Source organism: Bacillus sp. 7705b, from assembly GCF_002289525.1.
Lineage (GTDB): Bacteria > Bacillota > Bacilli > Bacillales > Bacillaceae > Bacillus > Bacillus halotolerans.
Genome location: NZ_NSDH01000033.1, coordinates 63,353 through 78,130, shown reverse-complemented (window position 1 = coordinate 78,130; position 14,778 = coordinate 63,353). Strand labels below are relative to the sequence as shown.

General features: G+C 43.6%; 15 protein-coding genes. 4 read left to right on the top strand and 11 right to left on the bottom strand.

Annotation, left to right across the window (positions count from 1 at the left end):
- The first annotated feature begins 1 nt into the window (after position 1).
- The 3 genes from comP (at position 2) to CJU60_RS12985 (ending at position 3,434) form a co-directional block, all read left to right on the top strand.
- A complete protein-coding gene (gene comP / locus CJU60_RS12995) occupies positions 2 to 2,311 on the top strand; it encodes a two-component system sensor histidine kinase ComP (RefSeq protein ID WP_095713976.1) in 2,310 nt (769 codons plus the stop codon).
- A gap of 80 nt (positions 2,312 to 2,391) precedes the next feature.
- Positions 2,392 to 3,036 carry a two-component system response regulator ComA gene (comA, locus tag CJU60_RS12990; RefSeq protein WP_024122680.1) on the top strand — a complete coding sequence of 215 codons (645 nt, stop codon included), beginning with the start codon at positions 2,392 to 2,394 and terminating at the stop codon, positions 3,034 to 3,036.
- Positions 3,037 to 3,053: 17 nt separating this feature from the next.
- Positions 3,054 to 3,434: a hotdog fold thioesterase gene (locus tag CJU60_RS12985; RefSeq protein ID WP_024122679.1), complete on the top strand. Its 381-nt coding sequence runs from the start codon at positions 3,054 to 3,056 to the stop codon at positions 3,432 to 3,434.
- 38 nt (positions 3,435 to 3,472) lie between these two features.
- Here CJU60_RS12985 and mnhG read toward each other — a convergent pair whose 3' ends face one another.
- The 7 genes from mnhG to CJU60_RS12950 are packed head-to-tail and all read right to left on the bottom strand — an operon-like array spanning position 3,473 to position 9,241.
- Entirely contained in the window at positions 3,473 to 3,847 is a 375-nt protein-coding gene (mnhG, locus tag CJU60_RS12980) for a monovalent cation/H(+) antiporter subunit G (RefSeq protein ID WP_024122678.1), read from the bottom strand.
- A complete protein-coding gene (locus CJU60_RS12975) occupies positions 3,831 to 4,115 on the bottom strand; it encodes a Na(+)/H(+) antiporter subunit F1 (protein WP_024122677.1) in 285 nt (94 codons plus the stop codon). The genes mnhG and CJU60_RS12975 overlap by 17 nt, the downstream gene beginning before the upstream one ends.
- Complete coding sequence (locus CJU60_RS12970; protein ID WP_024122676.1) at positions 4,115 to 4,591, bottom strand: Na+/H+ antiporter subunit E; 477 nt, start codon at positions 4,589 to 4,591, stop codon at positions 4,115 to 4,117. Before CJU60_RS12970 ends, CJU60_RS12975 begins: the two co-directional genes overlap by 1 nt.
- A gap of 5 nt (positions 4,592 to 4,596) precedes the next feature.
- Positions 4,597 to 6,078, bottom strand: coding sequence for a Na+/H+ antiporter subunit D (locus CJU60_RS12965; RefSeq protein ID WP_095713975.1), 1,482 nt, complete (start codon positions 6,076 to 6,078; stop codon positions 4,597 to 4,599).
- Positions 6,071 to 6,412, bottom strand: coding sequence for a Na(+)/H(+) antiporter subunit C (locus CJU60_RS12960; RefSeq protein ID WP_095713974.1), 342 nt, complete (start codon positions 6,410 to 6,412; stop codon positions 6,071 to 6,073). Before CJU60_RS12960 ends, CJU60_RS12965 begins: the two co-directional genes overlap by 8 nt.
- Positions 6,412 to 6,843 carry a Na(+)/H(+) antiporter subunit B gene (locus tag CJU60_RS12955; RefSeq protein WP_044158935.1) on the bottom strand — a complete coding sequence of 144 codons (432 nt, stop codon included), beginning with the start codon at positions 6,841 to 6,843 and terminating at the stop codon, positions 6,412 to 6,414. Before CJU60_RS12955 ends, CJU60_RS12960 begins: the two co-directional genes overlap by 1 nt.
- Positions 6,836 to 9,241 carry a Na+/H+ antiporter subunit A gene (locus CJU60_RS12950; protein WP_095713973.1) on the bottom strand — a complete coding sequence of 802 codons (2,406 nt, stop codon included), beginning with the start codon at positions 9,239 to 9,241 and terminating at the stop codon, positions 6,836 to 6,838. The genes CJU60_RS12955 and CJU60_RS12950 overlap by 8 nt, the downstream gene beginning before the upstream one ends.
- Before the next feature lie 234 nt (positions 9,242 to 9,475).
- On the opposite strand from CJU60_RS12950, the gene CJU60_RS12945 reads away from it, so the two are divergent.
- Positions 9,476 to 9,691 carry a hypothetical protein gene (locus tag CJU60_RS12945; protein ID WP_095714059.1) on the top strand — a complete coding sequence of 72 codons (216 nt, stop codon included), beginning with the start codon at positions 9,476 to 9,478 and terminating at the stop codon, positions 9,689 to 9,691.
- Positions 9,692 to 9,728: 37 nt separating this feature from the next.
- Here the strand turns inward: CJU60_RS12945 and maeN are convergent, their stop codons facing one another.
- From maeN to nupO, 4 genes are all read right to left on the bottom strand, one after another.
- A complete protein-coding gene (gene maeN, locus CJU60_RS12940) occupies positions 9,729 to 11,075 on the bottom strand; it encodes a sodium/malate symporter MaeN (RefSeq protein ID WP_095713972.1) in 1,347 nt (448 codons plus the stop codon).
- A gap of 153 nt (positions 11,076 to 11,228) precedes the next feature.
- On the bottom strand, positions 11,229 to 12,188 hold the full coding sequence (gene nupQ, locus CJU60_RS12935; RefSeq protein ID WP_095713971.1) for a guanosine ABC transporter permease NupQ: 960 nt from the start codon (positions 12,186 to 12,188) through the stop codon (positions 11,229 to 11,231).
- Positions 12,189 to 13,235 carry an ABC transporter permease gene (locus tag CJU60_RS12930; RefSeq protein WP_095713970.1) on the bottom strand — a complete coding sequence of 349 codons (1,047 nt, stop codon included), beginning with the start codon at positions 13,233 to 13,235 and terminating at the stop codon, positions 12,189 to 12,191.
- Positions 13,228 to 14,760: a guanosine ABC transporter ATP-binding protein NupO gene (gene nupO, locus CJU60_RS12925; protein ID WP_024122667.1), complete on the bottom strand. Its 1,533-nt coding sequence runs from the start codon at positions 14,758 to 14,760 to the stop codon at positions 13,228 to 13,230. Before nupO ends, CJU60_RS12930 begins: the two co-directional genes overlap by 8 nt.
- Between the last annotated feature and the right edge of the window lie 18 nt (positions 14,761 to 14,778).

Genomic DNA, 14,778 nt, shown 5'->3' with positions numbered 1-14,778 from the left:
ATTGAAGAACTTAATAAAAAAATTCACATTAACTGTAATTGTTATGAGTGTTCTCTATGTATGCTACATAACATATATCAGTATGAATGGTATTATAATTGGCACTAAGGTTCAAAAAAATTATAAAAATCAATTTGTAATAGAAGAAATATCAGAGTCATCGTATGGACAATTTGTTGGTCTCAGAACGGGAGATATCATATTAAAAATTAATGAAGAAAAACCATCTGAAAAGCATTTGAAATGGGGATATTTGAGCCATATTAACAGTTTGGATATTTTAAGATATGGAAAAAAGATTCATCTCGAAGATTTTGATTTAGTTACTTTAAATAGAACTTATAGTTTCTTTTTGTTCGTACTCCCCTTGGTTTTTTATTTTTTAAGCATAATATGTATTTTTTATATACTTAAGGTAAGTAAAGTAAGAAAGTCATTTGCTGGTTATATTCTTGTTTTGCTGTTATTAGACATTTCAGTAGCTTATATAAGTGCAGGTGGACCATTTAGAGGACATAGAATTAATAGGTATATTAACTTGTTTACTTTTATATCCTCTCCTATTCTTTATCTTCAGTTTATACAAGGATATCTTAAAGAGATAGGAAAAACTTTTTTGAAAAGAATCTCGGTTCTCTATATAATCCCAATATTTAACATAGGGATTGAGTTTTATCGCGCCTATCTTCAAGTTGATATTGATTTTCTGGCGACTGTTAATTTGGTTTCATTTGCGGCTTTAACTTTATTTGCTTTTGTATCGATATACTTCCATCTAAATAAACATAAATATGCTGAGCATTCGTTTATTATTAAATTATTAATTTTAACAAATACACTATCATTTGCGCCATTTTTAATATTTTATGTTCTTCCGATAATACTTACAGGTAACTATATTTTCCCGGCATTAGTTTCAGCGTCGTTGCTTGTACTTATTCCTTTCGGTTTAGTGTATCAGTTTGTGGCCAATAAAATGTTTGATATAGAATTTATTTTAGGAAGGATGAGATATTATACTCTCCTTGCTATCATACCTACTCTAATTACAGTTGGAGCATTAGTTTGGTTTGATCTAGTGGAAATACAAATGAATCCTGCACGCCAAACTGTATTTATTTTTGCTGTCATGTTCTCTGTCTTTTATTTCAAAGAGGTCATAGATTTTAAATTTCGATTGAAACGGTTTTCTGAAAAATTCAACTATCAGGACAGTATTTTTAAATACACTCAGCTAATGAGAAGCGTAACTTCTCTTCAACAAGTCTTTAAAGAATTGAAAAATACTATTTTGGATGTCCTGCTTGTAAGCAAGGCATATACCTTCGAAATTGCTCCTGATCACAAAGTGATATATCTAGATAAGCAAGTCAAGGAACCAGATTGGCAACTATATGAAAAGGAATTTGAAAACGTAACATCAGAAATTGGGAAAATTATAGAAGTTAATCAGGGTTTTCTCATGAAAGTTGGTGAACGGGGCGGAAGTTCTTATGTCCTGCTTTGTTTGTCTAATATTAATACTCCCAGACTGACACGTGATGAAATATCATGGTTGAAGACACTTTCTTTTTACACGAGTGTTTCAATGGAAAATGTCATGCAGATTGAAGAGCTCATGGAACATTTAAAGGATTTAAAACAAGAAGGGACAAACCCTATTTGGCTGAAAAAGCTGATGTTTGCAATTGAAGAGAAACAACGGTCAGGCCTCGCCCGCGATCTCCACGATTCCGTTCTTCAGGATTTGATTTCCTTAAAACGCCAGTGTGAGCTGTTTTTGGCTGATTTTAAGAAGGATGATGATCCATGTCGTGAAGAGGTGCAGGACAAGCTCGTACAGATGAATGAGCAGATGTCTGATGTGATTTCGATGACGAGGGAGACGTGTCATGAATTGCGGCCGCAGCTTTTGTATGATTTGGGACTGGTGAAGGCGCTGTCTAAGCTGGTGGCGCAGCAGCAGGAGCGGGTTCCGTTTCATATCCGCTTAAATACCGGCAGATTTACGGCGTCGCTTGATTTGGATTCGCAGCTGAATTTGTACCGGATCATTCAAGAGTTTTTATCAAATGCAGTGAAACACTCTCAGGCGACGGAAGTGCTTATCATGCTGATCAGTATTCAGAACAAAATTGTTCTTCATTATGAGGACGATGGTGTCGGATTTGATCTGGAGAAAAATAACGAACATTCCATGAGTATGGGTCTTTCTGGCATTAAGGAGCGAGTCAGGGCTTTAGATGGACGCCTCCGAATCGAAACAAGTGAAGGAAAGGGCTTTAAGGCCGATATTGAAATGGAATTGTAATGGTTTTATAACGTAAACGACTTGGCAGAAGCCAAGTCTTTTTTATAAAATGGAAATGAGTGAGTAAAAGGGAGGAAAACATGAAAAAGATACTAGTGATTGATGACCATCCGGCTGTCATGGAAGGCACCAAGACAATTTTGGAAACGGATTCGAATTTGTCTGTTGATTGTCTCAGTCCTGAACCCAGCGAACAGTTCATACACCAGCATGATTTCTCATCATATGATCTCATCTTAATGGATTTGAACTTAGGCGGCGATGTCAATGGGATGGAGCTTTCTAAACAGATTTTACAAGAGAATCCTCATTGTAAAATTATCGTATATACCGGTTATGAGGTCGAGGATTATTTTGAGGAAGCGATTCGTGCGGGTCTGCACGGCGCCATCAGCAAAACCGAATCAAAGGAAAAGATCACCCAATACATATATCACGTGCTCAACGGAGACATTTTAGTCGATTTCGCTTACTTTAAACAGCTGATGACTCAGCAAAAAACAAAGCCGGCCCCTTCCTCTCAAAAAGAACAAGATGTGCTCACACCAAGAGAATGCCTGATTCTTCAAGAAGTTGAAAAAGGTTTTACCAACCAAGAAATAGCAGATGCGCTTCATTTAAGCAAGCGGTCCATCGAATACAGCCTGACGTCGATTTTCAACAAGCTTAATGTCGGTTCCAGGACGGAAGCGGTGTTGATTGCAAAATCAGACGGTGTGCTTTAAATAAGGGAGTTAAAACTATGGATATGAAACATACATTGCTTGGCGCGCTGGGAATTGAAATTGTAGAAAGCACAGCGGAACGCTGCGTGGCAGTGATGCCGGTGGATCATCGGACCGTCCAGCCCTTTGGTTATTTGCATGGAGGCGCTTCAGTGGCTCTTGCGGAAACTGCGGCGAGCGTGGGTGCCCAGCATCTAATCGATTCTCGTACACAAGCTTGTGTCGGTTTGGAGATTAACGCCAATCATCTGAAATCTGTCAAGGAAGGAACGGTAAAGGCGGTAGCCGAGCCCGTTCATAAAGGCAGAACGACCATTGTGTATCAGATTCACATTTATGACGGGCAAGAGAGGCTGATCTGTATATCCAGATGCACGCTGGCTGTCATCACAAAATAAAAAAACAGCCGGAACTCTGCCTGTCCGGCTGCTCATTTTTATAGGTAAGAATCCTCTTTTCGTTTAATTACAAAGTTTCTGATTCCGTTATAGTCATCCTGTACACTTCTTTCATCCAGCTTGACGCCAGAGTTGTACGCAGCTCGGCAGATCAAGTGTCCCCCGACCGGCGTCGTAATAAAGATAAAGAAAATCCCGAGCAGAATTTTTGCTGATATCTCTCCTGTTATAAACCACAAAAAGAAGAAGACACCGAGCAAAATCATATTTACCCCTAACGTTGAGCCTTTAGAAGCAGCGTGAGAGCGTGTGTACATATCGGGAAGGCGAAGCGTCCCGAAGGAAGCCGCAAGACAGATTAGCGCCCCCATTAGGATCAATATCGCTACTGCTATTTTAGCGATCACGATCATTTTCGATAATCTCTCCTTTCTCTAAGAACTTAGAAAACGCAATGGTTCCGATAAAAGACAAAATACCCAGCAATAATATGATATCAAGAAAAATACTCGTATTCAGCAGGATGGAGACAAGCGCTGTCATCGCTATCAGATTAATGCCGATTGCATCCAGAGCCACGACCCGGTCAGGAACAGTCGGCCCTTTGATGACACGAACGACATACAACAGGGTGGACACCGCCATAATGCCGAGCGCGATTTGAAGGATTAACGTAAACATCAGCGGCTCACCTCCTGTATGGCTTTTTCAAATGACTCACGAATATCAAAAATCGCTTTTTCCGCATCCTCAATATCCATCGCGTGAATATAGAGAATGGTCCGGTCATCGGAAATATCCATGACCAATGTTCCCGGCGTTAATGTAATAAGCAGTGAAAGCAGGGTAATTTCCCAATCCTTTGTCAGCTCTGTTTTAAATGCGAATATGCCTGGTTTGATATCCATTTTTGGCGACAGGACTGTTTTCAGCACACTGACGTTGGCAAGGTATAATTCCCTTATAAAGATCAAAAAAAGTTTGATAATCGAAAACATTTTCCATAGATAAAACGGATGAGCAAGGAAGCGCCGGAAGAAGAAGAGAGAGATCATTCCCAGGATAAAGCCTGTGATGAATCCGGCGGCGCTTGCGTCATTGCTCAGGAACATCCAGCAAAAAGCGAGAAACACATTTAATAAAATTTGAAATGCCATGCGATCTACTCCTTCAAAACAGCTTCAATATATTTTTCCGGATTCAGCAAAGTCTCGGCCGCTTGATCAACGAACGGCGACACCCATTCTGTACCCAATCCGAAGAGAAGAGACAGCAAGAGAAAAATAGCTGCCGGATATAGAAGCCCTTTAGCTGTTCTAAGATTTTGCTTCGGTGTTTCTTTTTCTTCGCCCCAAAACGCATGGATAAAGATTCTTAACACGGAATACAGGACGAGCAGGCTTGAAAGCAGGATCAGCATGGAAATCGTAAATTCACCTTCAGCGAAGCCGCCTTCTGCAATTTTAAATTTGCCTACAAATCCGCTGAGAGGCGGGATGCCGGCAAGAGATACAGCCGACATGAAGAACATCCATCCAAGAACGGGGTATCGTTTGATCAGCCCGCCCATTCGTTGCAGGCTTGCTGTTCCTGTCAAAGCGATCAGCGTGCCTGCCAGCATAAATAATGCGCCTTTAATCAGCATGTCGTGAATCAGGTAGTAAATCGCACCTTGAATGGATGCGGGCGTTTGAACTGCAACACCGAACAAAATAACGCCGACAGCGGTAATAATGTTATAGATCACGATTTTCATGACATTCTGATAGGCAAGTGAACCGATGACACCTAAGATGACAGTGAGAGCCGCGAGCCATATCATCAGCTGGTGGGTAAACGCTGTATCGTGAATGAAAATCAGTGTGAACACTCTTGTGATCGCATATAACCCGACCTTTGTCAGCAATGCGCCGAACAATGCAGAGATGGCTGCCGGCGGCGCGTAATAAGAGCCGGGAAGCCAAAAGTAGAGAGGGAAAATCCCGCCCTTCATACCAAACACGATAAGTAACAGGACACCGATTACAGTAATCAGCCCAGTTTGTCCGGATTCGCTGATTCTCACACTTAAATCCGCCATGTTTAATGTGCCGGTCACAGCGTATAAAAAGCCGACGCCGATGACAAACAATGCTGATGACACGATATTAAACACAATGTATTTAAGCGATTCCCGCAGCTGAATTTTTGTGCCGCCTAATACAATCAGCATATAAGAAGCGATAAGCAGAAGCTCGAAAAATACGTACATATTAAATAAATCGCCTGTTAAAAACGCTCCGCTTACACCAGCCAGCAAAAACTGCACGCCGGAATAATAAAAGGCACGTTCCCGTTTTTCACCGATAGAACGGAAGGAATAAAGCACAACCAATAAGCCGATGACTGCTGTGGTGAGAACAAGCAGGCTGGCAAATTGATCTGCAACAAGCACAATTCCGTAGGGGGCTTTCCAGCCGCCCAAACTCAGTGTCTGAATGCCGTTTGTAAAAACGGTCTGTACGAGTAAAACGCTGATCACAATCCCGAGTGCGGATGCAGCAGTGCTGAAAATCCGCATGAGCATGATGTGTTTGTTCATGAAAATCAGCAGAATGGCCGACAACAGCGGGATCAGGATTGGCAATATAACAAAATTATTCATGTTGATCATTTCCCCTCATTTGATCCAAATCGTCCGATTTCAATTCCTGATAGGCCCGAAACGCCATGACGAGGATGAAGGATGTAACTCCAAATGAAATGACAATAGCCGTCAAAATCAGGGCTTGCGGAAGCGGATCGACAAATGACTTGGCATGCTCGCTCAAAATCGGAGCGGCGCCTTTTTTTAATCCTCCCATAGTTAAAAGCATTAAATGAACGCCGTGGCTCAAAAGCGCTGTTCCGATAATGACCCGAAGCAGGCTTTTAGACAGCAGCAAATACGTAGCAGCCATAAAAATAATACCGGCTGTAACAGCCATTAAGATTTCCATTATTCTTCCTCTCCAATCGTTTGAATAATGGTCATCGTAATGCCTACGACAACAAGATAAACGCCTAAATCAAAAAGCGTCGCCGTGGCGAGCTCCGTTTTCCCAAAAATCGGCAGATGAAAGTAACCGAATGTGTGGGTTAAGAAGGGCGCTCCGAAGACAAAAGAGCCAACGCCTGTTAAGACAGCGAGCAGAAGACCGGCTCCCGCGACGTAAATGAAATTAACCGGCAAAATGGAACGCACGGTTTTTAAATCATAAGCCAGCAGCAGCAAAACGATGGAAGAGGATGTGATCAGCCCGCCGACAAAGCCTCCTCCAGGCGCGTTATGGCCTGATAAAAATAAATAGAAAGAGAAAAGCAATATGATAAAGGATACAAGCTTTGTCACGGTCTGCAAAATGAGGTCGTTTGTTTTTTGTTCATTCACCGCTTTTCCCCTCCTCTTTTACTTTTGTTTTAATCATGCTGAAGATGCCGAGAGCGGCAATCGTTAATACTGTAATTTCAAACATTGTATCAAAGCCCCTGAAATCAACGAGAATGACATTGACGACATTATCTCCTCCGCCAAGATCGTGGCTGTGCTTTGTAAAGAAGGAGGCGATACTGTCTTTTGTCCGCTGGCTTGAGGATGCAATACCGAGCAGGGTGACAATAATGCCGACTCCTAAAGCAATGATAAAGTTTGTCATTCGGAACGTTCTCGTTTTCTTTTTCAGCCGCAGTTTCGGCAAATGATAGAAACAAAGCAGAAACAGGGCGACGGAAATCGTCTCAATGACCAGCTGGGTCAAAGCCAAATCGGGCGCTCTGAAAATAACAAAAAACAATGCAAGCGTATAACCGACAACACCAAGTGAAATAATCGCCGTCAGTCTGGATCGGGCGAATACAGTCGCCGCTGTCGCGCTGATCATGACAAGTGTCAGAATCATTTCGTATATGCCGATTTTCGCCATACCCTCAGTTGTAAAGGAAAATCCGCCTTTCAAAACGAGAGCCCCGCTCATCAGAATGATAAATCCAGCGAAGATATACAGAAGATAGTCCCGTAAAAATCCGGTCATATATTGTTTTGTCACTCGATAAGAGCCTTTTTCCATGATGGTCAGGAGCTTCTCGTATAACCGATTGAGCGTGAGTTTCGATGGAAACAGCTTATAGATCCCTTTCCACTTGTTTATCGTCAAGTATCCGATCGTACCGACAGCGATAATGCCCAGTGTCATCAGAACTTCGGCTGTAAACCCGTGCCACTGCGAAATATGAACATGAAACTTCTCATGGCTGTCCAGCAGTGTCGGATAGATTGAATTCATCGCAGGCTCTATCAAGCTGTAGGACAATATATTCGGGAAAAAGAAGAGACTGACAGCGAGCGCAACAAGAATGACAGGTGATACGAGCATTCCGATCGGCGCTTCATGAGCCTGTTTTTCGAGTTTTTCAGGCTGGTAATTTCCTTTAAATGTTTTAAACAGCAGTTTCATGCTGTAGATAAATGTAAACACACTTCCTGCCCAAGCGAGGACAGGGAACAGCGCTCCCCACGTCTGGACGTTGAACAAATCGACATGTGTCACACGAAGCATGCTGGTGAAAAACATTTCTTTACTCAAAAATCCGTTAAACGGCGGGAGACCAGCCATTGAAAATGTGCCAATCAAGGAAATCGTAAATGTAATCGGCATGATTGCCATCAGTCCGCCGAGCTTTCTGACGTCCCGTGTGCCTGTTTCATGATCAATGATGCCGACTGCCATAAACAAGCTTCCTTTAAAGGTAGCATGATTGATGAGATGGAAAATGGCAGCCATGGCGGCAACTGTGTAATATTCTGTATGGCCGTAATGCAGGGCTGCAGCGCTGACACCAAGCATCGAGATGATCATGCCGAGCTGGCTGACGGTTGAAAACGCCAAAATGGATTTTAAGTCGGTTTGTTTGACGGCATGGAATGAACCCCAAACCATGGTGAAAATCCCGACGAGAGAAACAATCCAAAACCACTGAGCTGAAAAGGCGAAAATAGGACTGAATCTTGCAATCACATAAATTCCCGCTTTGACCATCGTGGCTGAATGGAGATACGCGCTGACAGGCGTCGGCGCTTCCATGGCGTCAGGCAGCCAAATGTAAAAAGGAAACTGGGCGGACTTTGTAAATGCGCCTAGTAAAATCAAAATCATCGCCGGAATAAATAGATCATGGCCGGCAATCAACTGAACCTGATTGATCATTTCTCTGATACTGAATGAATCTGTGATCAGATAAAGGAGAATGAATCCTCCCAGCATACACAGTCCGCCGCTTACCGTAATCAAGAGCGATTTTGCGGCGCCGTAGCGAGATTTTTCACGCTTGTACCAATATCCGATCAGCAAAAAGGACGAAAGGCTGGTAAGCTCCCAAAACATGTAGAGAACCATGACGTTGTCAACAAGAACAACACCGAGCATAGCGCCCATGAACATTAATAAATAGACATAAAAAGGCCCAAGCTGTTCTTTTTCTTTCGATAAATAAAAAATACTGTAAAGAGTGACCAACGAGCCGATCCCCGTTATCAGTAAGGCGAATAGCAGTCCGAGACCGTCTACATAAACGGTAAAGTTAATGCCTAATGAAGGAATCCACTCCAATACCGATCGTAATGTTTCTCCCGACTGAGTCATTCTGATCATTGGAAGAAAGTATATAAACAGCAAGACGGGCAGGATCAGAACAAACCAGCCCGTATGCACTCTTTTTGCGTATTTTGCCAGAAAGGGAATGATAAAAGCAAATACAAAAGGCGATAAAATAGCAAAATGTAAGAGCTGCAAAGACAAGACCTCCTTTTCTTTAATTGAAACCTGTTCTATGTATAAATAATTAGAATATACGGTCAAACGACCCAGTCCAAATTATATCGCACTTTTTTGGAAGCCGCCATGCTTCAACCTGCCGCGAATGAATTTTACAAGTTCTTTTGACCTTAAAATAAGTTTAACAAAAATCAGGTCATTTGTATATTTAAAATCGCTCCTGATCAAGCTGTATGTAAGGAGCTGATCATGGTGAAGAGAAAGGTCCTTATGTGCTCAGGTTTATTCTGCTCGATATGTGCAGGGGCATTCATGCTGAATCAATATGACGGCCGTGCCCGTGTGGCAGACAATGATGATTGGGAACTGTATTTATTGGAGCATCACCTGTCAACTAAAATGAGTGAGGCGGAATCTAAGGTTAGGCCGTTTGGGCCCAGGGAGTATATGCGGATTGTGAACAAATAAAAAAAGAGTTCCGTCTAAGACGGAACTCTTTTTCTGATTATGAAGTGAAAAAGCGAAGTAAAATCGTCGCGCAAATGACAGTTCCAGCTCCGCCAAGACGTGTAGAAATTTGGGCGAATGGCATAAGGCCCATTCTTCCTGAAGCGGACAAAATGGCGACATCTCCCGTTCCGCCGAGACCGCTGTGACAGCAGGTAACGATTGCGGATTCAACAGGATACATGTTCATCAGCTTGCCTACAAAATATCCGGAAGAAATCATGGCAACGACAACTGAAATACAAATGATGACAAACGGAATAGAAATCACAGACGCCACGTCATCTAAAGGGATAAAGAGAATCCCGAGGCCTACCATAAGCGGCCATGTAAAGCTTGAAGAAATAAACTTATAAAGCTGGTACGCGCCATCCTCCATTTTTTTCGGAAGGATATTTGCATATTTGATTGCAGCTGCTGAAATAATCATTAAAATAGCGCCCGGGATGAAGATAAATTTCTCCAGTAAACCGCCGAAAATAAAGAACGTACAAGCGAGCAGGACTCCGGCTCCCATCAGTTTAAAGTCAATTTTAGCTTCAGCCTCTTTTTGATTGAAAATATCGTTCGCTTTCTTAGATTTAACGAGACGCCCATTGCCGTTTAGGTCAGGACGTTTTTCGCCCAGTTTTTTCATTAAAGCAGCACAGATAATAGCAAAAACGTTTCCAATGATAGCGGCAGGAACCAGCTGAGACACATACACATCAGCGGAAGACCCTAATATTTGGGAATAAGCAATCGAAAGCGGCAAAATTCCTTCACCTATTCCCCCGGCAATAATCGGCACAACGACAAAGAAAAAGGAATCATAGGCACTGTAGCCGAAGATGAATCCGACGAGCACACCGGCCGCAACCGCCGCAATTGTGCCCGCTACTAAAGGAACGAACATTCTGATGAATCCCTGTATTAAAACAGTTCTGTTCATTCCAAGAATGCTTCCTACAACAAGACAAGCGATATAGAAATAAAGAAAGTTAGATGTTTTCATTAAATTGGTTACAGCATCTAATGATGATGGATTCAACACATTATAAAAAACTAAAAAAGATGGCACAAACAAAGATAAAATAGCAGGACCGCCAATATCCTTTAAAATCGGAATCCGCTGGCCGATATCGCCAAGAAAGACACCTAAAATCATAATGATGGCAAACCCGCCCAGCATGTTTGCAGGCAGCTCGTTGTAATAGGCCGCAAGAATAATAATGACAGCTAATGCTGTATATAATGGGAGAGGAATCACGCCGATTTCCCAAGTCCATATTTTCTTAAACAGGCTTTTCTCCTGTGTGTCTTTGTGCTTAGGTAAAACTTCCTCTGTTTTGTGAATTGCTCCCATTGTCATACACCCCCATGTATTGTTTGTTACAGTCTACAAGAAAGCGCTAACAAAGGATATTTTTTTAAGTTAAATAATTAATAAACAACTAAATTAATTGGGTATTTTGGAGCAGAAAAAATCCCTGAGAAGCCGCTTCCCAGGGAGATGTGGTTACCGTTTTCCTTTGATATAAGGCACACCATTTGCTTTTGGCGCATCTGCGCGTCCGATAAAGCCGGTTAAGGCGAGAATGGTTAATACGTAAGGGGCAATCAGCATATATACATTCGGTATGTCCTTAAAAAGAGGGAGCAGTGAGCCGATAATGCTTAAGCTTTGCGCGAATCCGAAAAACAGGGCAGCGCCGAGTGCGCCGATCGGATGCCATTTTCCGAATACAAGGGCGGCGAGTGCGATAAAGCCTTGCCCGGAAATGGTAGAGTGCGTAAAGTCGAGGGCAATCGTTGACGCATATACGCCGCCCCCGAGGCCGCCGAACAATCCGCTGATCATCACGCCGATATAGCGCATTTTGTAAACATTGATCCCCATAGTATCGGCCGCCATCGGATGTTCTCCGACGGAACGAATACGGAGGCCGAACGGGGTTTTAAACAAGATAAACCACGAAATAAAGGCCAGGACAATTGCGAGAATAGACGTATAATAGACATCTGAAAAGAAGATTTTTCCCAATACGGGGATGTCGCTCAAGCCGGGAATACTTGTTTTATAAAAAGGCTCGGGAATTTTGTCAGTTTGCGCTTTTCCGTAAATCAGCTTTACGATAAATAAAGTAGCCCCAAGCGCCAGCATATTAATGGCGACGCCGCTGACTGTCTGATCAGCGCGAAACGATATCGCCGCTGCCGCATGAATCAGTGAAAACAGCGCGCCGGTTGCCATAGCGGCAATGAGCGAAAGCCAAGGTGCTGCGGCTCCCAATTCAGGGCCTAAAAATAAATTGAATAAAACACTGGTGAATGCTCCGATAATCATAAGGCCTTCAAGGCCGATATTGACGACGCCTGATCTCTCGGAAAATACGCCGCCGAGAGCGGTTAAAATAAGCGGGGCTGCGTATACGAGTGTGGCAGGGACAATGATTGATACAATCTGCAGAAAGTCCACTTAGTTCGCCCCCTTTTTCTTCAATTTATCCGCGACAAAACGAATGGCATAGCTTGAAGCAACAAACAGAATGATAATGGCAATCACAATATCGACAACCTCAGAAGGTACGCCTGATTCAATTGGCATATTTAATGCCCCGATTTTGAGGCCGCCAAGCAAAGCTGCCGCAAGCACAACACCGACCGCAGTGTTCCCGCCCAGAAGAGCGACGGCAATACCGTCAAAGCCGACGCCGGTAAATGCGCCTTTGACAGCTGCGTATTCAAACGTTCCCAGACCTTCCATGGCACCTGCAAGGCCTGCAAAAGCTCCTGAAATGAGCATGGAGGTCATAATATTCTTCCGCACGCTCATACCGGCGTACTGGGACGCATGCTGGTTGAATCCGACTGCCCGAAGCTCAAAGCCTTTCGTTGTTTTGTTAATCATAAACCACATAACAACAGCTGCGAGAAGGGCGATGACGATCCCCCAGTGAAGCCTTGAATAATCCGTAATCTGCTCAAGAAACGGCGAGCGCAGTGAGGCCGATTCGTGAATTTTTTCCGTCTTATCCTGATTGTCTGTCAGGACTTTTGAAATCAAATAATTGGTCATATGCAGCGCGATATAATTCATCATAATGGTGACAATGACCTCATGAACATAGAACCGTGCTTTTAAAAAGCCGGGAATAAATCCCCATAAACCGCCTGCTACAGCCGCTGTGATCAGTGCAAGCGGCATATGAATATATGCCGGTCCGTCAAACGCCGTTCCGACCCAAACGGCAGCTGTCCAGCCTACTAGCAGCTGTCCCTCTACCCCGATATTGAAAAGCCCGGTTCGGAACGCGAAAGCAACAGCTAATCCGGATAAAATATAAGGTGTAATCTGCCGGACGGTTTCCCCGATGTAATAGATTTCTCCAAATATCCCATTCCATAAAGCGGAATAGCCGCTGATCACACTGTATCCGCTCGCAAGCATAATAAGTGCGCCGGCCAGCAAGCCAAGCATGATTGCAATGAGCGGCACGAGTAAGTGAGAGAGTCGTTTAACCATTTGCTTTCCCCGCTTCCTTTTGCGTGCTTCCCGCCATCAAGAGGCCGAGCTCTTGCTCAGTCGTATCCTGCGGATTGACGCTGGATATGATGCTGCCTTCAAAAATGACAGCGATTCTGTCACTGAGATTCATGATTTCATCCAGCTCAAACGATAGAAGAAGAACGGCTTTTCCGGCATCACGCTGTTCAATGAGTTTTTTATGGACAAATTCAATCGCTCCGACATCAAGGCCGCGAGTCGGCTGGGCGGCGATTAACAAGTCAGGATTTCGGTCAATTTCCCTTCCGATAATTGCTTTTTGCTGGTTTCCGCCTGACAATGCCCGCGCGTGTGTATATTCATCGGGGGTTCTGACATCGTACTCGCTGATCAGGCTGCGTGCTTTCTTATACATTTCGCCTTTATGTAAAACACCGAATGCTGAATAAGGCTTTTTGTAATAGCTTTGGAGCACGATATTCTCACCGATCGGAAAATCCAAAACGAGGCCGTGTTTATGGCGGTCCTGTGGAATATGCCCGATTCCGGATTCCGTTACTTTTCTCGGCGTCAGGTTTTGTATCTGTTTTCCGTTTAAGGAAATGGTTCCAGACTCCGTTTTTCGGAGTCCTGTAATCGCTTCAATCAGCTCTGACTGTCCGTTTCCGTCAACGCCGGCTATGCCGACAATTTCTCCGGCATTGACAGAAAGCGATAAATTCCTTACAGCTTCTACTCCGCGAGTATCTTTTACAGTGATTCTGTCAATCGCCAGCACTTCAGATCCCGGCTGAGCCGCTTTTTTTTCTGTTTTGAACGATACCTCGCGGCCGACCATCAGACTGGCGAGCTCGTCTTGATTTGTATCCCGGACATCCAGTGATTTGATGCCTTTTCCTTTGCGGATAATGGTAACGCGGTCACAAACCTCCATGATTTCTTTCAGTTTATGGGTAATTAAAATAATTGATTTTCCCTCATTGACGAGGTTCTTCATGATTTGAATGAGCTCTTTGATTTCATGAGGCGTCAGCACAGCTGTCGGTTCATCAAAAATCAGAATGTCAGCCCCGCGGTAGAGGGTTTTTAAAATTTCTGCACGCTGCTGCATGCCGACGGATATGTCAGCTACTTTTGCCTCGGGATTAATTTGAAGTCCGTATCGGTCGGAAATGTCCTGAACCTCTCGGACAGCCCGTTTTCGGTCAATCCGCCCGAGCTTTTTCGGCTCCTTCCCGAGAATAATGTTTTCAGCAACTGTAAATGTATCGACAAGCATAAAATGCTGATGCACCATGCCGATTCCGAGATCATTCGCTTTGTTCGGGCTGTTGATGTGCACCTTCTCACCGCGGACCCGAATTTCCCCCTTTTCTGGCTGATACAGCCCGAAAAGGACGTTCATCAAAGTTGATTTGCCCGCTCCGTTTTCACCGAGCAGCGCGTGGATTTCGCCTTTTTTGACCTGAAGATTAATGTTGTCATTTGCGACGATACCGGGAAACTCCTTGCGTATATTGAGCATTTCAATGACATATTCCACAGAATTGACCGCTCCTTT